This window comes from Halorubellus litoreus, assembly GCF_055378595.1.
On sequence record NZ_AP043836.1, the window covers coordinates 1,832,405 to 1,853,619 of the forward strand.

A 21,215-nucleotide genomic window follows, 5' to 3' on the forward strand; every position below is an offset into this window, starting at 1 on the left:
CGGTCCGCCCGCGGACGAGGTCGCGGGGACCCGCACTGGGTTGCCGCGGGGTCACTGGAACTCGAGTTTCCGGACGAACGCGAGGTTGCGGAGTTCGTTGATGAGGTCGCCGGGGAGGTCGTGGTCGGTGACGATGTGGAGCTTGGGCTCGTCGGTGAACTCGGGGTCCTCGCTGATGGTCTGGCGGATGGAGACGTCGTGGTCGGCGAGCAGGCCGGTGACGGTGGCGACGATGCCGACGTCGTCGGCGTCGTCGACGGCGATGGACAGGACCGTGAGGTCGAGGACGGGCGCGAGGTCCATCAGACTCGGCACCTGGGAGATGTTCTGGAAGATGCGTCGCAGTTCCTCGTCCTCGAGGATGGCGTCGGTCGTGGAGTCGACGACGCGGCGGTCGACGCCGATCTCTCGCGCGATGCCCGTGTTCGGTATCTCGATTCCCCCCGAGACCACTCGCCCGTCGTCGTTCACGGAGAACCCCCGTTCGAGGAGCAGGCGGATGACCGCCTGCTGGCTCGGCGACCCCTCGAACTTCTCCATGATCTCGTCGAACATCACGTGCATCGACGACGCCCGACGATTTATGATTGTGGTTGTCGACCCGCTCTGGGTCGTGTGAACGGGCGTCTAACCACCGTAAACGCCCGCAGAATACAAATTACGCTCATATTTTTAGAGAATTATCAACGACTGGACGGGGCTGTGTTCGTTCGACGACCTGAAAGGAACGCCGCTCGCGCGCGGGCAACCCACGCCGCGCAGCGAGCGGATGGACGGTCAGCGAGCGAACAGGGCGAGTCGACCGAGCCACGCGACGCCCGCGAGCGACGTGAAGAGGCCGACGCCGACGAAGATGGCGTGGAAGAGCGTCTGTCGTTCCTTCACGAGGAACGCCTTCGACGCGCCGTCGCGGTCGACGTACGCGGTGACGTTCGCGCCCGGCGGGTGCTCGTCGACGATGCGGGTCGCCCACGACCGCCCCTTCGAGACGCTCCCCGGCCCCGGTATCACGTTGTCGCCCTCGTAGGACTCGCCGTCGACCTCGTACCGGTAGACGACCTCGGGGCGATAGCTGCGGGTGACGTCGCCGTCGCTGTCGCGGTCGGTCTCGACCACGACCTCCGCGCTGACGACGGTCGCGGCCACGGGCTCGCTGTTCTCGATCGCTCGCTGCTCCTCGACGTAGAGGTAGCCGCCGACGCCCGCGAACACGAGCCCGAACACGACCATCAGGACGACCGCGACCAGCTGTCTCGCCACCATAGCTGCTGGAAGCGCGCCGACACGAAGAAGCTATGCAGTTCTCGTCGGTCGAATCCGGTTCGTTCCGCGACGGCGGACTAGAGTTCGCCCTTCGTGCTCGGGGTGTCGCTCCGGCGGTCGTCGAGCCGGGTCGCGTCGTCGAGCGTTCGCGCGAGCGCCTTGAACAACGCCTCGATCTCGTGGTGGGCGTTCGCGCCGTCGACCTCCGCGTGCAGCGTCAGGCCGGCGTTCATCGCGAACGACCGCAGGAAGTGCTCGGCCATGTGGCTCGTCAGGCCGCCGACGCGCTCCTGACTGAACGCGCCGTCGAACTCGAACAGCGGCCGGCCGGAGACGTCCACGACGACGCCCGCGACGGCCTCGTCGAGCGGCACTTTGCGGTCCGCGAACCGACGGATGCCGCGCTTGTCGTCGAGCGCCTCCGCGAACGCCGACCCGAGCGTGATGGCGACGTCCTCGACGGTATGGTGGTCGTCGACCTCGAGGTCGCCGTCGCAGCGCACCGTCACGTCGAACAGGCCGTGTTTCGCGAACGACGCGAGCATGTGGTCGAGGAACCCGATGCCGGTGTCGACCTCGCTGTCGCCGTCGCCGTCGATGGCGACGGTCACCTCCACGTCCGTCTCCGCCGTCGCTCGGGTGACGGCGGCGGTTCGGTCGGTCATACCTCGCGGTTGGGTGGGCGGACTCATAGCACTGGCGGGGCGGAGCGGCGACCCGGGGCTGCCAGTTCGCTGCTCGCTCCGACGCCGGTGCGTGCGCCGACGGTGGTTGGTGCGTGCGGCGTCGCGACGGTGTCGCCGGTGCCGCGCGCGCTGGACCGAGGTCGGTGCGCGAGAGCAACTCGACGCCCGGGGAAACCCCAGCTTACCCTGGACGTACCAGTAAAAGTTCACATTATCCGTTTGGTTCTCAGTTACTGTCGTATCGTTCTAGAAGCGGCTGTAAAACGTCTAAAGAGCTCTCGAAGCGTCCGAGAAAATCCGTAAAATGGCGAAACATGGGTGAAACGTCGCGAATTCAACCGAACCCTCGACCCAGTTTATTATGGTATGGAATATAGGGGTAACTGCCGACAAGGTGTCCAACATGTCCACGACCACCCCCTCCACCCCCGACCCCTCCGCGACCGACCTCCGCTCCCGTCTCGGCCTCGAGACGATACTCAAGCCCGTCCGCGCGACCAGCTTCTACGCGGCACTCGCGCTCCCCCTCGCGTACGTGCCCCTGCTGGTCTCCGGGCTCGAGACCGTCTCGCAGACCACCACGTTCGCCCTCCTGCTCGGGCTGCACGTCCTCGCGCTCGCGGCCGGGCACGGACACCAACCCGGCGAGTAGGCACCCGACGAACGAACCGGACCCTGGCATCGCACGACCCGCGCGCGCACCGGACTCCCACACCAACGCGGTGCGCGCGACCCGCCGCCGACGCGGCGGCCGGCACGTGGTCGTGGACGACCCTTCCTCCACCTTCCCGACGAACACACAGCCGCTGCGCCCTCCTCTCCTCACGCTCGCCTGCTCGCTACTCGTCGGCGAGCGCGTCGCGCGCGTCGGCGAGCGAGAACCGGCCCTCGTAGAGCGCGCTCCCGACCACCGTCGCCGCGGCGCCCGCGTCGCGGAGCGCGAGGACGTCGTCGACGGTGGCGACGCCACCGCTCGCGACGACCGGGAGGTCGACCGCGGCCGCGAGCTCGCGCACCGGCTCGGTCGCGACACCCTCCAGGCGTCCCTCGACGTCCACGTCCGTGAACAGGATGGCGCACGCGCCGAGGTCCGCGTACCGCGTCGCCGCCTCGGCCGGGTCCAGCCCGGTCGATTCCGTCCAGCCCTCGACGACGACCTCGCCGTCCTTCGCGTCCAGGCTCACGACGACCGAACCCGGGTGAGTCTCGCTGATCTCCGCGACGATCTCGGGCTCCTGCACGGCGGCGGTCCCGAGGATGACGCGGTCGACGCCACGGTCGAGGAGGTCCCTGGCGTCCGCGGCGGTCCGGATGCCACCGCCGAGCTGGACGGGGACGTCGACCGCGTCCACGACGCGCTCGACCGCCGCGGCGTTCGCGCGCTCGCCCTCGAACGCCCCGTCGAGGTCGACGAGATGCAGCGTCTCCGCGCCCGCGTCCACCCACCGACGGGCGGCGTCCACGGGGTCGCCGTACGTCTTCTCGGTGCCTCGCTCGCCCTGGACGAGCTGGACGACCTCGCCGTCCTGGACGTCGACCGCGGGAACGACCTCGAACTCGGGGAACGGTTGCATACGCGGGGGACCGGCGGCAGCGCGCAAGAACCCACCGGAATCCACGCCGTGGAGAGCCTACCGGAATCGACGCCGTCGACCACGACCGCAGCGCGCGCCCGACCGGCCTCGCTCGGCCACTCGGCCGCGGCGTCGTCCCACGACGCTGGGAGCGACCGGAAGCCATACGGGTGGTCGGTCGGAACGGGGTGACGAATGGTTGCCCTGTTGCTACTCGTCGGCATCGCGGTCGCGGTCTTCGTCGGGTTCAACATCGGTGGCTCCTCGACGGGCGTCGCGTTCGGGCCCGCCGTCGGGAGCGACACGATCGGGAAAACTGGTGCAGCGGCGCTGATGAGTGCGTTCGCGCTCATCGGCGGCTGGACCGCCGGACGGCAGGTCATCGACACGATGTCAACCGGTATCGTGAACGTCTCGTTCACGCTCGCCGCCAGCGTCGCCATCCTGTTCTTCGTCGGGTTCGCGCTCCTCGTCTCGAACCTCTTCGGCGTCCCCGCGTCCACGTCGATGACCGCGGTCGGCGCCATCGCCGGGATGGGTGCCGCCATCGGCGAACTCAACCTGGAGAAGATGGGCGAGATCGTGACGTGGTGGTTCGTCGCCCCCATCCTCGCGTTCTGGGTGTGCGCGATGATCGGGCGGTACCTCTACCCCTACCTCGCGTCGACGTTCCCGCTCGGCACTGGCGAGTCGAGCGACGTCGCCGAGCGCATCGGGCAGTTCCTCGTCGTCGCCATCGGCTGCTACATGGCGTACTCGGCGGGGGCGAGCAACGTCGCGAACGCCGTCGCACCGCTCGTCGGCGCGAACGAACTGTCGGCGAACAACGGCGTGTTCCTCGCGGGCGGCGCCATCGCACTCGGGGCGTTCACCATCGCACGCCGGACGCTCGACACCGTCGGGAACGACCTCACGGACCTCCCGCTGCTCGCGTCTCTCATCGTCGAGGTCGTGAGCGCGAGCCTCATCACGTTCCTCTCGTTCATCGGTATCCCCGCGAGCCTCGCGGTGTCCGCGACGATGAGCATCGTCGGCCTCGGGTGGGGGCGCGCGACGCGCACCACCACCATCTCCGAGGCCGCGACGAAGGCTGTCCAGGGCCAGGGTATCGAGGACCCCGACGAGGAACCAGCCGAAGCGGGCGTGGCGATGAGCGCGCTCAACGCGGACGAACCGGGGAAGGAGGTCGCGCCCATCGGCGAGGAGGAACCCGACGAACTCGACGCCAGCGACCTGTTCGACCCGCGAGCGACCGGGCGCGTCATCATGCTCTGGGTTGCGACCCCCAGTATCTCCGCGGGCGCGAGCTACGCGCTGTTCTCGACCGTCGACCTGCTCTGACCGGTCGGCGACCATCCAGTCCCCGACACGTCCGGGAGTGCACGTCTCGACGGTTCGAACCCCGAGTTCTCAATGGTCTTTCGTGATTTCGCAAACAGCAAGGTCTTAGGGGCGCGAACGCGAACTGTCGCGTTGATGCCCACGGTAGAATACCTCAACTACGAAGTGCTCGACGACAACGGCTGGGACATGGACGACGACGACCTCTTCGAGAAGGCCGGAGACGCCGGTCTCGACGGAGAGGACTACGGCTCTCTCGAAGTCAACCAGGGCGAATACATCCTCGAGGCCGCCGAGGCCCAGGGCTACGACTGGCCGTTCTCGTGCCGCGCCGGTGCCTGCGCGAACTGCGCGGCCATCGTCAAGGAGGGCGAGATCGACATGGACATGCAGCAGATCCTCAGCGACGAGGAGGTCGAAGAGAAGATGGTGCGCCTGACCTGTATCGGCAGCCCGGCTGCCGACGAGGTCAAGATCGTCTACAACGCGAAGCACCTCGACTACCTCCAGAACCGCGTCATCTGAAAGGGTTCTTCCCTTCTCTCTGACTCGCTCACCGGGTAGCAACAGCGTCGGCTGTGGCTGGCGGTCGCGAGGGAAAGACCCATGGCGCGTCCGCGGTGAGATTCTGCCATGAGCGACGGCGTCGATATCGACTTCGGGGAGGATGGCCTGGTGCCGGCGGTCGCGCAGGACGCTGATTCGGGCGAGGTGTTGATGCTCGCGTACGTCGACGCGGAGGCGCTCGATGCGACCCTGGAGTCGGGGCTCGCGCACTATCATTCGCGGTCGCGGGACGAACTCTGGCAGAAGGGCGGGTCGAGCGGGCACGTTCAGCGCGTCGAGGAGGTGCGCGTCGACTGTGACGCGGACGCTCTCCTCTATCTCGTCGACCAGGAGGGCGGGGCGTGCCACACGGGCTACGAGTCCTGTTTCCATCGTACCGTCGACGGCGAGGTCGTCGGCGAGGAGGCGTTCGACCCGGACGAGGTCTACAATGACTGAGTGCAAGACAGTCGATTCGGACGAGGTCTACGATGACTGAGTGCAAGACAGTCGATTCGGACGAGGGCTACGATGACTGATCGAGCTGGGTCGGTCGACCCGTCCGACGCGGGCGCGGCGGACGCGCTCCGGGACGCCGCGAGCGAGTTGCGGGCGGCCCGGGACGCGGTCGACGACCACGGGGGGCGCGAGCAACTTGAGACGGTCGCGTCGGCGGTCAGGGACGCGGAACGGAAGCTGAACAGTTACGAGGAGTCGGCGACGGGGACCGGTGACTTCGAGTCGTACGTCCGATTCCAGGAGGCGTTCGCGACGCTCGTCGAGGGGCTCGACGACGACCTCCCGGAGCGCGAGGCGTTCGAGACTGCCCTGGAGTGCGTGGAGAAGCGACGGTTGAGCGAGTCGGACTTCGTGGCGGCGCGCGACGCGCTGGGGCCGGCGCGCGAGTTGGCGTCGGTCCGCGAGCGGCTGTCGTCGGCGCGCGAGGCGTTCGCGGACGCGCGACGGCGCGCGACCGACCGCCTGGACGCGGTCGAGGACGGTATCGCGGCGCGTGAGCGCCTGCTGGAACTCGGGAACGCGGACCTGGACGCGCCCGTCGACGACCTCCGGGACCCCATCGGGACGTACGACGACGCGGTCACGGACGCGTTCGCGTCGTTCCGCCGGAACGCGCCTGCGGGCGAGGTGTTCGACGTGCTCGCGGACGCCGCGGCGTACCCGCTCGTCGACGTCGACGCGCCCCCCGAAGAGCTCCGCGAGTACGTCGCGGCCGCGGGCGACGACCACACCATCCCCGAGTTGCTCGAGTACGCGGACTACTCGCAGTCGAAGCTCGAGCACTACGTCGACGACCCGGGCGCGCTCCGGACCGCGGTCGGCACCCGGCGAACGTACCTCGACCGGCTCGACGGCAGCGGGTTCACGATAGGGTGGCCGCCGCCGGAAGCGGAGGTCCTCCAGTACGTCACGCGCGAGTTGCTGTCGGTCGTCCCCGGGTTCGCCGAGGAGGACGTCGCGGCGACGCTCCAGTCGGTCCGCGAGCTCGCGTGGCGCGACGACTACGCGCGCCTGCGAACGGCCGCGGTCGCGCTCGACGAACTCGGCGACGCGGAACGCGACCGTCTCGCCGCCGGCGCCGTCAGCGAGGAACTCGCGGCGCTCGAGGACGAACGCGAGGCCCTTCGGGCGGCGCTCGACGACACCGACGACCTGGCGTGACGAACGCGAAGAATCTCGTTCCTCGACGAACGCGGAGAAACTCCTTCCTCAGGCGCCGCCACGGGCGGCAGCGAGCTGGGCGACGACGAAGTCCGCGAGTTCGTTCGCTCGCTCGGCGGTCCGGGCTTCGGCGTACACGCGCACGAGCGGTTCGGTCCCGCTCGGTCGTGCGAGCACCCACGCGTCGCCGTAGTCGAGCCGGTAGCCGTCGATGGTGGAGAGGTCCGCGTCGGCGTCGGCGGCGACGGCTTCGGCGGCGTCGAGCATCGCCGTCCGTTCGTCCTCGGTGTCGTACTCGAGGTTCCGGCGGACGTTGTGGTAGTCGTCGTACGGCGCGACGATGTCGCTGACGGGGCGGTCGGCGACGAGTTCCAGGAAGCGTGCGCCGATGAACGCGCCGTCGCGGCTCAGGCGGTAGTCCGGGAAGAAGATGCCGCCGTTGCCTTCGCCGGCGACGGGGACGTGCTCGCCGTCGGCTTCGAGCTCCTCGATGCGCGTGATGATGTTCGTCGACCCGATCGGCGTGAGTTCGAGGTCGGCGCCGGCGTCCTTCGCGACGTCGACGAGACGCTGGGAGACGTTCACCGCGGAGACGGTCGTGTCGCCGGCTTCGAGTTTCGCGGCGGCGAGCGCGGCGAGGGTGGCGTCGCCCTCGACGTACTCGCCGTGCTCGTCGTAGAAGATGGCGCGGTCCGCGTCGCCGTCGTGCGCGATGCCGACGTCGGCGTCCGTCGACCGGACGAGCCGCCCGAGGTCCGCGAGGTTCTTCGGGACGGGCTCGGGGTCGCGGCCCGGGAAGTGCCCGTCGGGCTGGGCGTTCACGGTGACGACCCTGCAACCGAGTCGCCGGAAGAACGTCGGGCTCGTGAGACAGCCGGCGCCGTGCCCGGGGTCGAGCGCGACCGTCAGGTCCGCGTCCGCGATCTTCTCGCGGTCCACGCTCGCGAGCAGTTCCTCGACGTAGCGGTCGCGGGCGTCCGCGACCCGCGTCTCCGACCCGACCTCGTCCCAGTCGGCGTCCGCGAACGTCTCGCCGACGAGGACGTCCTCGACGCGTTCGAGGTCCTCGACGGCGAGTTCGACGCCGTCGGCGCCGACGAGCTTCACGCCGTTGTACTCCGGCGGGTTGTGGCTCGCGGTGATCATGACGACCGGCACGCCCTCGCGTTCGGCGTACGCCTGCGCGCCCGGTGTCGCGACGACGTCCAGGCGGTCGACGTCCACGCCGACGCTCGCCAGGCCCGCTGCGGCGGCGTCCGCGAGCATCCGCCCGGTCGCTCGCGTGTCCCGAGCGATGGCGACGCGCTCCGAGCTCCAGGCCGTCCCCGCGGCCTTCGCGACGCGCAGCACGAACCCCGGCGTCAACTCGTCGTTGGCGACGCCGCGCGTCCCACTGGAACCGAATACCTTCATTCGTGTATCTCCTTGCGCGGGGTCGACTAAGGGATTCCGTTACCGCATCGCCGCGAGACGCGCTCGCACGCCTCTGCGAGTGCGTTGACACGAACCCGGTGCGCGTCGAGCGGTCGCCCGGCCGGGGTTTGATACGTGGACGCACCCAATGGCCGGGTGATGCCTGCGGACGAGGACATCGGAATCGACGAGAAGCGCGTGTACGATGGCGACGAACGCGAGACGACCGTGTACGTCGCCGCGTCGACGGGCGTGGTCGCCGTGTCGGTGGTCGAGGAGCGCGTCGGCGGGTTCGAGCTCGCGGTCCGCTGTACGGCACGGGACGTCGCGTCCGGGCCGGCGGGGTTGGCGGTCGCGACCGACGACGCCGTCCTGCTCGACGCGGGCGACGGGGCGCGGTCGACTGCCGGCGATTCGGGCGAGCGGTTCGTCGAGACCGGGTTCGGGGCGGCGTCGGCGGTCGCGGTCCACGGCGACGACGTGCTCGCGGCGACCGACGACGGCGCGGTCGCGCGGTATCGCGACGGCGAGTGGCGCGACCTCGGCGAGCTCACGGCGGTCGCGCGCATGGACGGCGACCTGCTCGCGACCGCGGACGGCGTCTACCGCGCGCTCGAGGGCTCGCTCCGGCACGCGGGCTTGGCGAGCGCGACGGACGTCGCCGCCGCCGGCGTGCCGCTCGCCACGACCAGCGAGGGGTTGTTCCAGCTCGGGAACGGGTGGATGGACGTCGCCGACGGCGACTTCCGGTTCGTCGCGAGCGACCCGGGCGCTGCAGACGGACGGCTCGGGCGCGCGCACGCCGGCACCGACGACGTCCTGTACGCGCACCACGACGGCGACTGGTCGACGGCCACGCAGCTCGACCGCCCGATCGTGGACGTGGCGTACGGCGACACGGTGTACGCGGTCTCCGAGGACGGCCGGTTCGCCGCGGAGGGCCCGGACGGCTGGCGCCATCAGGAACTCGGCGTGCGGGACGTGACGGCGGCGGTCGCGCGTACCACGACCGAGTGAGGACGTCCGCCCGGAGGCGGCGTTCGCGCGCAAAGAAAACGGATTTACGCGCCCGCGTCGACGCGTCGAACATGATATTCGGTGGGTCGAGCACCCAGTCGCTCGCGGCGGCACTCTCCGAGGTCCTCGACGACGAGTTGGCGCTCGTCGACTACGAGCGGTTCCCGGACGGTGAACTGAAGGTGAACGTCGGCGACGTCGCGCCCGACCGCGCTATCGTGGTCGCGTCGACCGCGAGCAGTGACGCGCACGTGGAGTGCCTGCAACTCCAGGACGCGGCGCGCGAGGCGGGCGCGACCGAGGTCGTGACGGTCCTGGCGTACATGGGGTACGCGCGCCAGGACGAGGCGTTCGAGGCGGGCGACCCGGTGTCGGCGCGGGCGGTCGCTCGCGCCATCTCGACGGGTTCGGACCGCGTCCTCACGGTGAACCCCCACGAGACGGCTATCTGCGAGTTCTTCGAGCCGACCGCGACCGCCGTGGACGGCGCTGGCGTGCTCGCGGACCCGCTCCCGGACGACCTCGACGACCCGCTCTTCCTCGCGCCCGACGAGGGTGCGTGCGCGCTCGCCGAGACCGTCCGGGACGCGTACGGTCGCGGCGCGACCGACCACTTCGTGAAGCATCGCGTCAGCGGCGACGAGGTCGAGGTGACGCCGAGCGACGCCGCGGTCGCCGACCGGGACGTCGTCGTCGTCGACGACATCGTCGCCACCGGGTCGACGATGAGCGAGTCGATCGCGGTGCTGCGCGACCGCGACGCCGCGTCGGTGTCGGTCGCGACCGTCCACCCCCTGTTCGCGGGGAACGCCGTCACGAAACTCCGCCGCGCGGGCGTCTCCCGCATCGTCGGCACGGACACGCTCGAACGCCCGCAGAGCGTCGTTAGCGTCGCCCCGGTGATTGCGGAGCACCTCTAGCCCGCCGTCGGTCGCGAGTTCGGGCAGCGTCACGGGTTCTTGCCGTCATCGTGGAATCTACCCCAATGTTTTAAGATATGGTCGCCGTACGTAGGCGACAGTCAGCCTGTCGAGCACGCAACATGCACGGAATCCTCCACAAGTCACTGAAGACGTACGTCGCTGAGAACATGGGTGAGGACGTCTGGGACGACGTCCTCGAGCGCGCGGACATCGACCCGAAGCTCTACCTCCCGGTCTCGCACTACCCGGATACAGACCTCACGCGGTCGCTGTCGGTCATCGCGGAGATGAGCGGGCACGACGAGTCAGCGATCGAGCGGGACTTCGGTGCGTTTCTCGCGGGAGACCTGCTCTCGACGTTCAAGGCTCACGTCCGCGACGACTGGTCGACGTTCGACCTCCTCGACGGACTCCCGGGGATCTACGAGCAGATCGAGGCCCAGAATCCGGAGACGACGACGCCCGACGTCACCACCGAACGCCTGAGCGAGGACGTCGCGGTCGTCGAGTTCCGCTCGGAGCGAGACCTCTGTACGCTCGGCGAGGGCATCATCGTCGGCGTCGGCGAGGAACTCGACGACCCCTGCGAGGTCACCCAGGAGCTGTGTACGCGCGACGGCGAGGATCACTGCGAGTTCCACGTCGAACGCGCGTGACGCCGGTGGCGCGACGCTGATTCGAGGGGGTTTCTAGCGGCGTGCTCGACCGACCGTGACGAACTGCTAGGTGCGTGCTCGACCGATTCCGACGACGGCGAGCGCCGCGAGTGCGACGGTCGCACCGAACCCTGGAACCGGCAGCGACTCCTCGCTGGTCTCTCCGTCCTGCGACGTGGCCGAGGTGGTCGTCGCGCCCGTCACCTGCACGGTCACCGTCGTGTCGCGGACGCTGACGACGTGCTCGCCGGGGTCGGCGAACGAGACCGTGTACGTCCGCTGGACGCTCGACTCCGCGGGCACGAGCACCGTCTCGTTCGCGAGCACCTCGCCGTCGAGCGCGACCGGGACGACCACGCGCCCCGGCACCGGGGCGTCGTTCCGGACCGCGTACGACAGCGTCACCGCCTCGCCGGCCGCGACCGTCGTCGGCACCGAGACGTCCTCGACGGTCGGCGACGGCGGCTCGACGACCTCGACCGCGAGCGTTCGCCCGCCGGCACGCACCCGGTACGTCCCGGGTTCGTCGAACGCCTGCTCGAACGTGACCGTCGTCGACGCGCCGGTCGCGAGCTCGCCCTCGCGGGTCGCGACCTGCTGTCCGTTCACCGTCATCGCGGTCGCGTACGTGCCAGCCTGCCAGCCGACGTTCGTCACCGCCACCGTCACCGAGAGCGTCTCGCCCGCGACGACCGTCGGCCGCGTCCGCCCGAGTCGCCGCTCGCCGTACGGACCGGTAGTCGAGACGCCACCGACCGGCACCGAGAGGTCGAACACGGGCGGTTGCACGCCGAAGTACCGCTCGTGCGTGGCTTCGCCCCACGTCTCCGCGGTCCGGTCGCTCTGGGTCAACGCCGACGCGTACGCGCGGACGTTCGCGCCAGCGCCGTCACCGACGGCGTCCAGGACGACGTCGTTCGACACCGTCCCGTTGTGCGCGTTCAGCGTCCTGTAGGCCGTCTGGAACGACGCCGTACTGTTCGTCGACTCGCGCATGGCGAGGTCGACGGCGCCCACGGCGAGCGCGCCCTTCAGGTAGTTCGCGCCGCCGCTCCACGTCTGCGGGAACGCCAGGACGTCGTCGTCGTACCGGTCGCGCTGGCCGCGTTCCAGTTGCCTGCGGAACGCCGCGTAGCTCGCGTTCCCTTGCTCGTACGCGAGCAACGCCGCGTAGTAGTCCGCGGTCGCCTCCGTCACCCACCGGCCGCTCTCGGTCGTGTCGAACGCCTGGCGCGTATGGATGTACTCGTGGATCCAGACGCTGTCCGGCGAGTCGACGGGCGACCCGGCGAGCACCCACGCGTCGTCCTCGCCGAACTGGAGGCCGGCGATCCCCCAGTCGACGTCCTCGGGGGCGGCGATGACGAACACCTCCTCGCTGCGTGCGTCGACGCGGAGGTCCTCGCTCGCCGCGACGAGCGACCCGAGGACCGCTCGCGGCGTCGCGTTCAACTCGGCGCGCTCGGGGACGACGAGCTCGAAGCGCTCGTCGCGGCCCTCGGCGGTGTATCGCTCGACGGGCCCGAGGTACGCCATCTCGCCGCCGGTCGCGCCCGCACCGTCCACGACCGCGTCCTTCTCCAGGTCGACGTCGGCCGCGCCCGTCCACCCCCAGCGCGTCCCGACGCGCGGCACCTGCACGAGCGCCCACGCGCCCGCGTCCACGAACACGTACCCGTCCGCGGTCGCCGCGGCACCGACACTCCCGGCGTCAGCGGTCGACGCGCCACCGGCACTCCGGGCGTCAGCGGTCGGCGTCACTCCGCGGGCGGCGTCGAGGTCGACGCGACGACCGCCAGATGTCTGGTTCGCGTCCACGCGCAACGTCAGCGTCGGCGTCGACGTCGACTCCGTCCACGCGTACGTGCCGTCGCCCTGTCGCTCGAACCCGTCGGCGTCCACGACCGTCGACTCCTCGCCCAGCGACACCTCGAGGCGCGTCACTGGCGACGGCACCTCGTACTGCACCACCGCCCGAACCGACCCCGGCTCCTCGGGCGTCAGCGACAACTCGACGGTTCGACGGATGGTCTCCGTCGCCGCGCTCGCGGTCGACTCGCTGACCGAATCGGTCCCCGGGGCCGCGCTCGCGGTCGACTCGAGCGGGTCGGCAGCTGTCTGCACGACCGCATCGGTGCGTGCATCGACCGACTGTGGCGACGCGGGCGCACCGACACCAGCAGTTGCGACCGCTGGAAGCGAGACGACGAGGACGACGACGAGCGCGAGCCGACGGAACACACCCGTCGTTCGGACGGTTCGGAGAAGACTCTTGTCCCCGCTCGCGTCTCGGAGTGAACGCGGACACCGCAGCGGGTCGCCGCGTTCAGGCCTCGGCTTCGGCGACCGGGTCGAGCGCGATGGTGACCGTCGTTCCCTCGACGTCCCACTCGCGCGTGGTGCCGTCGACGTCGTCGACGAACGTCGCGCGCGTCTCCTCGGCGACGAGGTCGCGGTGCTGGTCGACGAGCCCCGCGATGCGGTCGTCCGCGACGTCCACGGTCAACCGGACCTGCTCGTCGACGTCGAGTTCGAGGTCCTTGCGCATCTCCTGGACGCGACGGATGACCTCGCGAGCGTACCCTTCGCTCTCGATGTCCTCCGTGAGCGTCGTGTCGACGTACACGACGCCCTTCGTGTCGCCGTCGACCTCGAACGTCGACCCGGCGACGCTCTCGGGCGTCTCCGACTCGAACGACACCATCGACTCCTCGAGGTCGGGTTCACCGACGACCTCGCGGAGCGCGTCCAGGTCCTTCGCGTCGAGGCGCGCGTCGTTCAGCGCCTGCATGACCTCGCCCGCGCGGTCACCGAACGCCGGCCCGAGTTCGCTCATGTCCGCGCGAGCGGAGTACGCGAGCTCGCCCCACTGCTCGCCGGGGTCGACGAGTTCGACGTCGCGCGCGTTCAGACGCTCGGCGAGCAGCGACACGTGACGGTCGACCGCCTCGTACGTCCGCTCGTCGTTCGGCGCGACGACGACCCTCGTGACGGGCCAGCGGAGCTTCCGGTCGGCCTGCTGGCGCGCGTTCGCCCCCGCCTCTTCCATCGCTCGGAGGACCTCGACGTCGGCCTCGAGTTCGTCGTCCACCCACGTCTCCTCGACCGCGGGCCAGTCGCGCATGTGGACGGTATCGAACCCGCTGTCGCCCGTGAGCGTCCCGTACATCTCGTCCGCGACGAACGGCGCGTACGGCGCGAGGAGCGCGACGACCTCGTGCATGACCTCGTAGATCGTCGCATAGGCGGCGAGCTTGCTCTCGGACTCCTCTTCCTCCCAGACGCGCTCGCGGATCGCCTGCACGTAGAACCGCGACACGTCGTCCGTGACGAACGAAAGCAGCGCGTTCAGGGCCTTGTCCGGCCGGCGGTCCTCCCAGTGCTCGGTCATCTCGCGCTTGACGGACTGGAGGCGCGCGAGCACCCACTCGTCGACGAGGCGCGTGTCGAGCTTCACGAGGTCCTCGTCGCTCGGCTGGAAGTCGTCCATCTCCATGTACGGCAGCGGGAACCGGAAGACGTTCCAGAGGATGTTCAGGTCCCGCGAGACGTTGTCCATGCCGTCCCACGAGAACTTCATGTCGCTCCCCTGCGGGTTCTGGCTGAGGAGGAACGCGCGCATCGGGTCGACGCCGTAGTCGTCGATGACCTCCTGGGGGTCGACGAGGATGCCCTTGGACTTCGACATCGTTCGGCCATCGGGCATGAGCGCCCACCCGTGCATGAGAACTTCCTCGTAGGGGATCTCGCCGAACGCCGCCGTCCCCATCCCGAGCTGACTCCAGAACCACCCGCGCGTCTGGTCGTGGGCCTCCATGATGAGGTCCGCCGGCCACAGCTCGTCGAACTGCGAGTCGTCCTCGGGATAGTCGAGGGTACCCCAGGATGCCACGCTCGAGTCGAGCCAGACGTCGAACACGTCCGGGACGCGTCGAGCTTCGCTCCCGCAGCCCGCGCAGTCCATCGTCAGGTCGTCCACGGTGGGCTTGTGGAGGTCGACGCTCGCGGGGTCGACGTCCTGGTGGACGCGGTCGGCGAGCGTCTCGCGCGTGTCGACGACGTTCAGGTGCTCGCACTGGTCGTCGTCGCACGTCCAGATGGGGATGGGGATGCCCCAGTAGCGCTGCCGGGAGACGTTCCAGTCCGGCGACCCCTCGACGAAGTCCTTGAAGCGGTTGTCTCGCGCGTCGCTGGGATGCCACTCGGAGTCCTCGATGTTCGCGAGGAGTTCGTCCTTGATGTCGGAGACGGTGATGAACCACTGGTCGGTGACGAGCCGAACGATGTCGGTGTCGCAGCGCCAGCACTTCCCCTCGCCCTCGACGAGGTAGTTCTCGTCGTGCGCGAGCAGGGCGCCCTTCGCGTCGAGGTCCGCGATGACGTCCGCGTTCGCGTCGCGCACGAACGTCCCGGCGTACTTCCCGCCGGATTCGCCGTACGTCCCGTCGCTCTCGACCGGACAGAAGATCTCGAGGTCGAGTTCGCGGCCGCGCTCGAAGTCCTCCTCACCGTGCCCGGGCGCGGAGTGCACCATCCCTGACTTGTCGCCGGCGTCCGCGTACTCTGCCGTGTACACTTCGCCAGCGCCCTCGCCCTGCGGGTGGTCGGGGACCTCCTCGGCGAGCGGGTGCTCGTACTCGAGGCCGACCAGCTCGTCGGCGTCGCGCTCCTCGAGGACCTCGTAGTCCTCGTAGCGACCCGCCTTCAGGACGGTCTCGACCTGACTCGCGGACACCCAGAGGACGTCGGTGTCGCCGTCGCCGGTCTCGGCGCGCACCTTCGCGTACTCGCCGTCGGGGTCGACCGCGACGAACGTGTTCGCGGGGATCGTCCACGGCGTCGTCGTCCAGATGACGAGATTCCCTTCCTCGCCCAGCAGGGGGAACTTCACGTAGATCGCGGGTTTGTGGACGTCGTGGCGCTCGACCTCGTTGTTCGCGATGGCGGTCTCGCAGCGCGGACACTGGTTGATGGAGCGCTGACCTTGCTCGACGAGCCCGCGCTCGTGGGCTTTCTCGAACCCGAACCACGCAGCCTCCATGTACTCCGGATTGACTGTTTTATAGGGGTTGTCCCAGTCCATCCAGACGCCGAAGCTCTGGAAGTCCTCCTGGAGGCCCTCCAGCTGGTCGTCGGCGAACGCCTTGCACTCCTCGATGAAGTTCTCGACGCCGAACTCCTCGATGTCCTTCTTGTTCTCGAACCCTAACTTCTCCTCGACGCGCGTCTCGATGGGGAGCCCGTGCATGTCGTAGCCCGGGCGGTCGGTGACGTCGAACCCCTGCATCGTGTAGTAGCGGATGAACGCGTCCTTCAGGGTCTTGTTCCACGTCGTCCCCATGTGCGCCGCGCCGGACGTGTACGGCGGGCCGTCGACGAAGAAGAACGTCTCCTCGCCGTCGCGGTGGCGTCGTGTCTGCTCGTAGGCGTCGACCGCGTCCCAGTGCTCGAACACGCGGTCCTCGACCGCGTCGGGGTCGTACTGGTCCGCGACCTCCTCGAACCGTTCCATATCCGACGCTAACTCCCTCCGTCACTAAATGGGGTTCGGTCCTGCAGGCGACGACCGAAGAACCAGCAGTCGCCGGGGCCGAAAGCCGTGAGCGCTCGCACCCTCGACGATCCCCCCGAACTTTGATATGTGTCGTGGGCGAACGTGACGGGCATGAACACGACGCTGTCGTCGTTCACCGAGGAAGAACTGAGCGCGGTCCTCCTCGTCGCGACGGTCGTCGTCCTCCTGACGTGGAACGCGACGACGCTCGACGGCGTCTCCCGCATCACGACCGCGGGCATCTCGGGAGTCATCGCGAGCGCCGTGATGGTCGTCGGCCTGCACGTACTGCGCTGAGCGAACGGCTTCACGCCGCGACCGGTAGCCTCGTGTCGACCGCGAGCGGCCGTGGTCAGGTCGCGATGCGTTCGCCGATGAACCCGCCGACGTACGACCCGATGAGCGCGGGGCCGACGAAGTACAGCGTCGCGATGGCGGCGACGACGAGCGTGATGATGGAGCCGGCGACCGCGATCGCGACGAGGACGACCGCGATGACGACCGTGATGAGCGCTTCGACGAGCGCGCCGTTCAGGAGCGCGAACACGGCGGGCCAGAACATGAAGAACAGGACGCCAAGGCCCATGACGGCGACCGTCGGGAGCGACAGGCCGAGGCCGAGGTCCATCTTGAAGTCGTCTTCGGCGTCGAGGTCGTCGGCGAGCGAGGGGTACAGCAAGCCGGCGAGGAAGGAGAGTGCGAGCGTCGACGCGGAGATGTACACGATGTTCCCGGGGCCGCCGACGTCGAGCGTGTCGATGAAGTACTTCCCCGTCGGGTCGAACTCGAGGAGGGGCTGTGGGCCGACGAACAGGAGGCCGACGGCGACGAGCGCGAACGGCGCGCCGAGCTTCAGCCCGAAGTCCATCGCTGGCCCGCCCTCGTACTCGTCGTCCTCGTCGTCCTCGCCGGTGACGGCGTCCGCGAGGCTGCCGTCGTCGTCGCCTTCGGAGAGCAACTGCTTGATCTGGTCCGCGTCGTCGTCTTCGGTCCCACCGTCCGTCCGTATCGCGTCGTCGGCGTCGTCTGTCGCCGAGGTCCACCCTGGCATACCTCGACACGACCCGCGGTCGAAATATAAACGTACCGGGCAGTCAGGCGAACCATCACGTCCGCGGGGTCGTGGTCGGTCGTGGCCGCTACCAGGACTGTCGGTCGTGGCCGCTCCGAGGACTAGCGCTCGTCGTCGACCGCGACCTCGAAGACCTCGTCGCCGCTGAACACCCGCATCGTCGCCCCGCCGTCACCGGACCCGCTCTCGCTGCGGTCGACGTCGTCCGTCGAGTGAGACTCGTCGTCGACGCCGTCGTCCATCCGCCCGGCCTTGGCGTCGTCGCGTCGCCGGAACACGGACGGTTCGCGTTCGTCTGTCCGTTCCTCGCGTGCCGACTCGTCCCCCGACTCGTCGGCGAAGATGCTCGAACCCATTCCCTGACTGGGGTTTCAGATACCACGGTTAGGAGCGTTCTGGCTGTATATCCAAGGGACGGCGCCGGGGCGCGTCGCTCCCGGAGGGACTTGCCGCCACCGCGCGAGCGAGCGCCGGTCCTCGGGCACGTCGGTGACGGATGCACGGGCGCAGGTGGACGACGGGTAATCTTCATACGGCCGCCGGCCGACGTCCCGCACATGAGCGAGGACTGCATCTTCTGTCAGATCGTCGCGGGCGACATCCCGAACAGGACCGTCTACGAGGACGACGACGTGCTCGCGTTCCTCGACGCGAACCCGCTCGCGCCCGGGCACACGCTCGTCATCCCGAAAGCCCACCACGAGACGCTCGGCGACCTCCCCGCGGACGCCGGCGCGAGCGTGTTCGAGACGCTTCACCGGCTGACGCCGGTCATCGAGGAGGCCGTCGACGCGGACGCGTCGAACGTCGCGTTCAACAACGGCGAGGCCGCCGGTCAGGAGGTCCCGCACGTCCACGGGCACGTCATCCCGCGATTCGAGGGGGACGGCGGCGGCCCCATCCACGCTATCGCCGGGTCCCCGCCGGACCTGAGCGACGACGAACTCGACGACATCGCCGCGCGCATCGCCGCCGACGCCTGACCCGAACTTTCGTTCACGAGATTTATCAGTGAAACCGACGGAACGTGAGGTATGAGTACGCCACGTTCCGTCGCTGTCGCCGGCGCCACCGGCGGCGCGGGCACGACACGACTCGTCGTCGAGACCGCCGGCATCCTCGCGCGCGACGACCGCGACGTCGCCGTCTTCGACGCCGCGTTCGCCACGCAAGGACTCGCCCAGTACGTCCCCGAACGCGTCGACGTCGACGCCACCCGACTCCTCACGGACGACGCGGTCGCACCGAGCGAAACGCTCGTCGACCTCGACGTCGACGCATCCGGTCGCGTCGCGGCGTGCCCCGTCCGCGCGTCGTTCACCGAACTCGCCGACGCGAAGACCGCGGCCGCGGCCGAACGCTTCGACGCCGTCCTCCGCGAGACCGCCGACGCGTTCGACCACGTCCTCGTCGACGTGCCACCGGTCGCCGCGAACCAGCACGTCGCCGCGGTCAGCGCCACCGACCGAGCCGCGCTCGTCGCCCGCGACGGCCGCCGCGGCGCGGACGCCCTCCCGAGACTCCGCGACCGCCTCCGCGACCTCGACGCGGCCTCCCCAGGCGATTTCGTCGTCGCGAACCGCGTCGCAGACGCACCCGTCGTCGCGGACCCGGCGGTCGCCGTCCCCGAGAGCGACGTCGTCGACCCCGCGGCTGCACCGGTCTGCGACACCGCCACGGGCGCGTTCCCGCGAGCGGTCAGCGAACTCGCCGAGCGCGCGTTCGACGCCGACCTCGACGTCGACGTCGAGCAGCGGACCGTCACGGAACGCCTTCTCGACTGACGCCAACGAATCACGATTCGCGAGTGGCCCGGCTGGCGGGTCTGGATACGGATCCTTCGACGCCGACCACTGACTGCGACGCGGGCGGTCACCTCGACGGTCAGTAGAACTCGTCGGCGCTCGACATCGTCTCCGCGAGCGCGTCCCGTTTCTCGACGCTCGCCTCCCGCTCGTCCTCGAGCGCGCCGTCGACGACGCCACGCGCACCCTCGATGGGGTCGTGCGTCGCGACGTACGCCGCGAGCGCGAACTCGGCGTCGGACAGCGACAGCAGGCCGCGTGCGTCCGCTCGCGACACTCGCCCAGCGAGGTAGTCCTCGAGCACGCGCTCGCCGGTCGCGCTCACGGGCGACAGGCCGGCGAACCCGAGGCGATGCAGCGTCTTCGCGGCCGTCATCGGCGCGACGTCGGCGTCGTGGCCGGCTGCGTCGACCGGCGCACCGCCGACGTACGCCTCGGCGACCGCCGCTGCAGCACCCGGCTCGCAGGGCAGGTCCTCGGCGAACCTCGCGAGCGCGTCCGCCAGGCCAGCGTCGGTGGCGTCGACGCTCGCCACGCCGCGCTCGTCCTGCTCGGTCGTCGTCGACAGTCCCGCCGCGATGTCGGCCAACCCCATGCCAGCACGTACGCGCCCGCCGTGGTTTAAATCACTGCATACGGTGGCGCATCTAACGCCTTCTCGCGAGAGGAACGTACCGGAATCCGGTACGTTCGACTGGCCGCAGTCGGGCGTTTCGTCCCGCGACCACCTGCAGTTAAGTAAGGGTTCGCGGCGAACGTTCGAGTATGGGAACGACAGTCTGCCCCGAGTGCGATGGTACCGTTCGACCGAGCGACGACGAGTCCGTCTGCACCGACTGCGGGCTCGTGGTCGCCGCCGACCGCGTCGACCGCGGCCCCGAGTGGCGGAGCTTCGACGACGGCCCCGCCGACGGCAAACGCACCGGCGCGCCGCTGACGCGCTCCCGGCACGACCGTGGACTCTCCACGACAATCGGGCACGGGAACGACACGCGCCTGACGGGCCGGAAGCGCCGTCGCGTCGCCCGGATGCGTCGCGAGCACGCCAGAGCGCGCATCGCGACGAAACGCGACCGGAATCAGGTGTACGCGTTCACCGAGGTGCGCCGGGTCGTCGGCGCGCTCTCGCTCCCCGAGTCCATCCAGGAGCAGGCGTGCACGCTCTTCGAGTCCGCACAGAACGAGGACCTCCTCAAGGGCCGCTCACTGGAAGGGTTCGCAGCCGCCGCGGTGTACGCCACGTGTCGCGTCCGGTCGCTCTCCCGGACAGTCGAAGAGATAGCGGCGGTCGCACGCGCCGACGAACGCGAACTCCGCGTCGCCTACGACGCCCTGAACCGCGACCTCGGCCTCCCGACGGGCCCAGTCGATCCGCGCGAGTACCTGCCGCGGTACGCGAACGAACTCGACCTCCCGCAGGGCGTCGAGGGTCGCGCGACCGACCTCGCCACCACGGCCGTCGAGTCCGGGCTCGCGACGGGGAAGAACCCGAGTGGCGTCGCCGCCGGTTGCCTCTACCTCGCTGCGACCGAAGCGGGCGTCGAGTGCACGCAGGCCGACGCCGCCGACGCCGCGGACGTCTCGCCCGTGACGGTCCGCCACACGTACCAGGCGCTCGAGGAGCGGCGTGACCCGCCGGGCGGCGAGGACGTCGCGACTGGAGCGGTCGCGGACGACTGAGCGGT

General features: G+C 69.6%; 22 protein-coding genes. 12 read left to right on the forward strand and 10 right to left on the reverse strand.

Annotated features, from left to right (window positions below; all coding sequences use genetic code 11):
* Positions 1-51: 51 nt before the first annotated feature.
* The 3 genes from ACZ48X_RS13285 to hisB form a co-directional block, all read right to left on the reverse strand.
* Positions 52-555, reverse strand: coding sequence for an amino acid-binding protein (locus ACZ48X_RS13285; RefSeq protein WP_336349258.1), 504 nt, complete (start codon positions 553-555; stop codon positions 52-54).
* A 222-nt stretch (positions 556-777) separates the two neighbouring features.
* Positions 778-1,263, reverse strand: coding sequence for a DUF3592 domain-containing protein (locus ACZ48X_RS13290; RefSeq protein ID WP_336349257.1), 486 nt, complete (start codon positions 1,261-1,263; stop codon positions 778-780).
* 77 nt (positions 1,264-1,340) lie between these two features.
* Positions 1,341-1,928, reverse strand: coding sequence for an imidazoleglycerol-phosphate dehydratase HisB (hisB, locus tag ACZ48X_RS13295; RefSeq protein WP_336349256.1), 588 nt, complete (start codon positions 1,926-1,928; stop codon positions 1,341-1,343).
* 424 nt (positions 1,929-2,352) lie between these two features.
* Here hisB and ACZ48X_RS13300 point away from each other — a divergent pair, with 424 nt between their 5' ends.
* Complete coding sequence (locus ACZ48X_RS13300) at positions 2,353-2,601, forward strand: DUF8028 family protein (RefSeq protein ID WP_336349255.1); 249 nt, start codon at positions 2,353-2,355, stop codon at positions 2,599-2,601.
* Positions 2,602-2,788: 187 nt separating this feature from the next.
* Here ACZ48X_RS13300 and hisA read toward each other — a convergent pair whose 3' ends face one another.
* Positions 2,789-3,523: a 1-(5-phosphoribosyl)-5-[(5-phosphoribosylamino)methylideneamino]imidazole-4-carboxamide isomerase gene (hisA, locus tag ACZ48X_RS13305; RefSeq protein ID WP_336349254.1), complete on the reverse strand. Its 735-nt coding sequence runs from the start codon at positions 3,521-3,523 to the stop codon at positions 2,789-2,791.
* Between the two features lie 195 nt (positions 3,524-3,718).
* Between hisA and ACZ48X_RS13310 the strand changes: the two genes are divergently transcribed.
* From ACZ48X_RS13310 to ACZ48X_RS13325, 4 genes are all read left to right on the forward strand, one after another.
* Entirely contained in the window at positions 3,719-4,864 is a 1,146-nt protein-coding gene (locus tag ACZ48X_RS13310) for an inorganic phosphate transporter (RefSeq protein WP_336349253.1), read from the forward strand.
* 135 nt (positions 4,865-4,999) lie between these two features.
* Positions 5,000-5,389, forward strand: coding sequence for a ferredoxin Fer (gene fer, locus ACZ48X_RS13315; RefSeq protein ID WP_227133873.1), 390 nt, complete (start codon positions 5,000-5,002; stop codon positions 5,387-5,389).
* Positions 5,390-5,497: 108 nt separating this feature from the next.
* A complete protein-coding gene (gene hisI / locus ACZ48X_RS13320; protein ID WP_336349252.1) occupies positions 5,498-5,869 on the forward strand; it encodes a phosphoribosyl-AMP cyclohydrolase in 372 nt (123 codons plus the stop codon).
* Positions 5,870-5,941: 72 nt separating this feature from the next.
* Complete coding sequence (locus tag ACZ48X_RS13325) at positions 5,942-7,090, forward strand: DUF7118 family protein (RefSeq protein WP_336349251.1); 1,149 nt, start codon at positions 5,942-5,944, stop codon at positions 7,088-7,090.
* 48 nt (positions 7,091-7,138) lie between these two features.
* Here ACZ48X_RS13325 and glmM read toward each other — a convergent pair whose 3' ends face one another.
* On the reverse strand, positions 7,139-8,503 hold the full coding sequence (gene glmM, locus ACZ48X_RS13330; protein ID WP_336349250.1) for a phosphoglucosamine mutase: 1,365 nt from the start codon (positions 8,501-8,503) through the stop codon (positions 7,139-7,141).
* Between the two features lie 159 nt (positions 8,504-8,662).
* Between glmM and ACZ48X_RS13335 the strand changes: the two genes are divergently transcribed.
* The 3 genes from ACZ48X_RS13335 (at position 8,663) to ACZ48X_RS13345 (ending at position 11,099) form a co-directional block, all read left to right on the forward strand.
* Positions 8,663-9,520, forward strand: a complete 858-nt coding sequence (locus ACZ48X_RS13335; protein WP_336349249.1) for an HVO_0234 family beta-propeller protein — start codon at positions 8,663-8,665, stop codon at positions 9,518-9,520.
* A gap of 71 nt (positions 9,521-9,591) precedes the next feature.
* Positions 9,592-10,440, forward strand: a complete 849-nt coding sequence (gene prs / locus ACZ48X_RS13340) for a ribose-phosphate diphosphokinase (RefSeq protein ID WP_336349248.1) — start codon at positions 9,592-9,594, stop codon at positions 10,438-10,440.
* 122 nt (positions 10,441-10,562) lie between these two features.
* A complete protein-coding gene (locus ACZ48X_RS13345; RefSeq protein WP_336349247.1) occupies positions 10,563-11,099 on the forward strand; it encodes a heme NO-binding domain-containing protein in 537 nt (178 codons plus the stop codon).
* Between the two features lie 66 nt (positions 11,100-11,165).
* Here the strand turns inward: ACZ48X_RS13345 and ACZ48X_RS13350 are convergent, their stop codons facing one another.
* Both ACZ48X_RS13350 and ileS read right to left on the reverse strand, forming a co-directional pair.
* On the reverse strand, positions 11,166-13,340 hold the full coding sequence (locus tag ACZ48X_RS13350) for a CARDB domain-containing protein (RefSeq protein ID WP_336349246.1): 2,175 nt from the start codon (positions 13,338-13,340) through the stop codon (positions 11,166-11,168).
* An 85-nt stretch (positions 13,341-13,425) separates the two neighbouring features.
* Positions 13,426-16,611, reverse strand: a complete 3,186-nt coding sequence (gene ileS, locus ACZ48X_RS13355; protein WP_336349245.1) for an isoleucine--tRNA ligase — start codon at positions 16,609-16,611, stop codon at positions 13,426-13,428.
* A 153-nt stretch (positions 16,612-16,764) separates the two neighbouring features.
* Between ileS and ACZ48X_RS13360 the strand changes: the two genes are divergently transcribed.
* Positions 16,765-16,950: a hypothetical protein gene (locus tag ACZ48X_RS13360; RefSeq protein ID WP_336349244.1), complete on the forward strand. Its 186-nt coding sequence runs from the start codon at positions 16,765-16,767 to the stop codon at positions 16,948-16,950.
* 55 nt (positions 16,951-17,005) lie between these two features.
* Here the strand turns inward: ACZ48X_RS13360 and ACZ48X_RS13365 are convergent, their stop codons facing one another.
* Complete coding sequence (locus ACZ48X_RS13365) at positions 17,006-17,704, reverse strand: hypothetical protein (protein WP_336349243.1); 699 nt, start codon at positions 17,702-17,704, stop codon at positions 17,006-17,008.
* A gap of 122 nt (positions 17,705-17,826) precedes the next feature.
* Complete coding sequence (locus ACZ48X_RS13370; protein WP_336349242.1) at positions 17,827-18,081, reverse strand: hypothetical protein; 255 nt, start codon at positions 18,079-18,081, stop codon at positions 17,827-17,829.
* A gap of 201 nt (positions 18,082-18,282) precedes the next feature.
* Here ACZ48X_RS13370 and ACZ48X_RS13375 point away from each other — a divergent pair, with 201 nt between their 5' ends.
* Both ACZ48X_RS13375 and ACZ48X_RS13380 read left to right on the forward strand, forming a co-directional pair.
* A complete protein-coding gene (locus ACZ48X_RS13375) occupies positions 18,283-18,708 on the forward strand; it encodes an HIT family protein (RefSeq protein WP_336349241.1) in 426 nt (141 codons plus the stop codon).
* A gap of 51 nt (positions 18,709-18,759) precedes the next feature.
* Positions 18,760-19,509, forward strand: a complete 750-nt coding sequence (locus tag ACZ48X_RS13380) for a P-loop NTPase family protein (protein ID WP_336349240.1) — start codon at positions 18,760-18,762, stop codon at positions 19,507-19,509.
* A 100-nt stretch (positions 19,510-19,609) separates the two neighbouring features.
* Here the strand turns inward: ACZ48X_RS13380 and ACZ48X_RS13385 are convergent, their stop codons facing one another.
* Positions 19,610-20,125, reverse strand: coding sequence for a DUF7858 family protein (locus tag ACZ48X_RS13385; RefSeq protein WP_336349239.1), 516 nt, complete (start codon positions 20,123-20,125; stop codon positions 19,610-19,612).
* A gap of 170 nt (positions 20,126-20,295) precedes the next feature.
* On the opposite strand from ACZ48X_RS13385, the gene ACZ48X_RS13390 reads away from it, so the two are divergent.
* On the forward strand, positions 20,296-21,210 hold the full coding sequence (locus tag ACZ48X_RS13390) for a transcription initiation factor IIB (protein ID WP_336349238.1): 915 nt from the start codon (positions 20,296-20,298) through the stop codon (positions 21,208-21,210).
* Positions 21,211-21,215: the final 5 nt, after the last annotated feature.

Bases quoted from the DNA above. Each gene is read 5' to 3' on its own strand.
- ACZ48X_RS13380 (WP_336349240.1), top strand. From the start codon at position 18,760: ATGAGTACGCCACGTTCCGTCGCTGTCGCCGGCGCCACCGGCGGCGCG.
- ACZ48X_RS13300 (WP_336349255.1), top strand. From the start codon at position 2,353: ATGTCCACGACCACCCCCTCCACCCCCGACCCCTCCGCGACCGACCTC.
- ACZ48X_RS13310 (WP_336349253.1), top strand. From the start codon at position 3,719: ATGGTTGCCCTGTTGCTACTCGTCGGCATCGCGGTCGCGGTCTTCGTC.
- ACZ48X_RS13360 (WP_336349244.1), top strand. From the start codon at position 16,765: ATGAACACGACGCTGTCGTCGTTCACCGAGGAAGAACTGAGCGCGGTC.
- ileS (WP_336349245.1), bottom strand. From the start codon at position 16,611: ATGGAACGGTTCGAGGAGGTCGCGGACCAGTACGACCCCGACGCGGTC.
- ACZ48X_RS13390 (WP_336349238.1), top strand. From the start codon at position 20,296: ATGGGAACGACAGTCTGCCCCGAGTGCGATGGTACCGTTCGACCGAGC.
- ACZ48X_RS13290 (WP_336349257.1), bottom strand. From the start codon at position 1,263: ATGGTGGCGAGACAGCTGGTCGCGGTCGTCCTGATGGTCGTGTTCGGG.
- hisA (WP_336349254.1), bottom strand. From the start codon at position 3,523: ATGCAACCGTTCCCCGAGTTCGAGGTCGTTCCCGCGGTCGACGTCCAG.
- hisI (WP_336349252.1), top strand. From the start codon at position 5,498: ATGAGCGACGGCGTCGATATCGACTTCGGGGAGGATGGCCTGGTGCCG.
- prs (WP_336349248.1), top strand. From the start codon at position 9,592: ATGATATTCGGTGGGTCGAGCACCCAGTCGCTCGCGGCGGCACTCTCC.
- ACZ48X_RS13285 (WP_336349258.1), bottom strand. From the start codon at position 555: ATGTTCGACGAGATCATGGAGAAGTTCGAGGGGTCGCCGAGCCAGCAG.
- fer (WP_227133873.1), top strand. From the start codon at position 5,000: ATGCCCACGGTAGAATACCTCAACTACGAAGTGCTCGACGACAACGGC.
- ACZ48X_RS13370 (WP_336349242.1), bottom strand. From the start codon at position 18,081: ATGGGTTCGAGCATCTTCGCCGACGAGTCGGGGGACGAGTCGGCACGC.
- ACZ48X_RS13375 (WP_336349241.1), top strand. From the start codon at position 18,283: ATGAGCGAGGACTGCATCTTCTGTCAGATCGTCGCGGGCGACATCCCG.
- hisB (WP_336349256.1), bottom strand. From the start codon at position 1,928: ATGACCGACCGAACCGCCGCCGTCACCCGAGCGACGGCGGAGACGGAC.
- ACZ48X_RS13385 (WP_336349239.1), bottom strand. From the start codon at position 20,125: ATGGGGTTGGCCGACATCGCGGCGGGACTGTCGACGACGACCGAGCAG.
- glmM (WP_336349250.1), bottom strand. From the start codon at position 8,503: ATGAAGGTATTCGGTTCCAGTGGGACGCGCGGCGTCGCCAACGACGAG.
- ACZ48X_RS13335 (WP_336349249.1), top strand. From the start codon at position 8,663: ATGCCTGCGGACGAGGACATCGGAATCGACGAGAAGCGCGTGTACGAT.
- ACZ48X_RS13345 (WP_336349247.1), top strand. From the start codon at position 10,563: ATGCACGGAATCCTCCACAAGTCACTGAAGACGTACGTCGCTGAGAAC.
- ACZ48X_RS13365 (WP_336349243.1), bottom strand. From the start codon at position 17,704: ATGCCAGGGTGGACCTCGGCGACAGACGACGCCGACGACGCGATACGG.
- ACZ48X_RS13325 (WP_336349251.1), top strand. From the start codon at position 5,942: ATGACTGATCGAGCTGGGTCGGTCGACCCGTCCGACGCGGGCGCGGCG.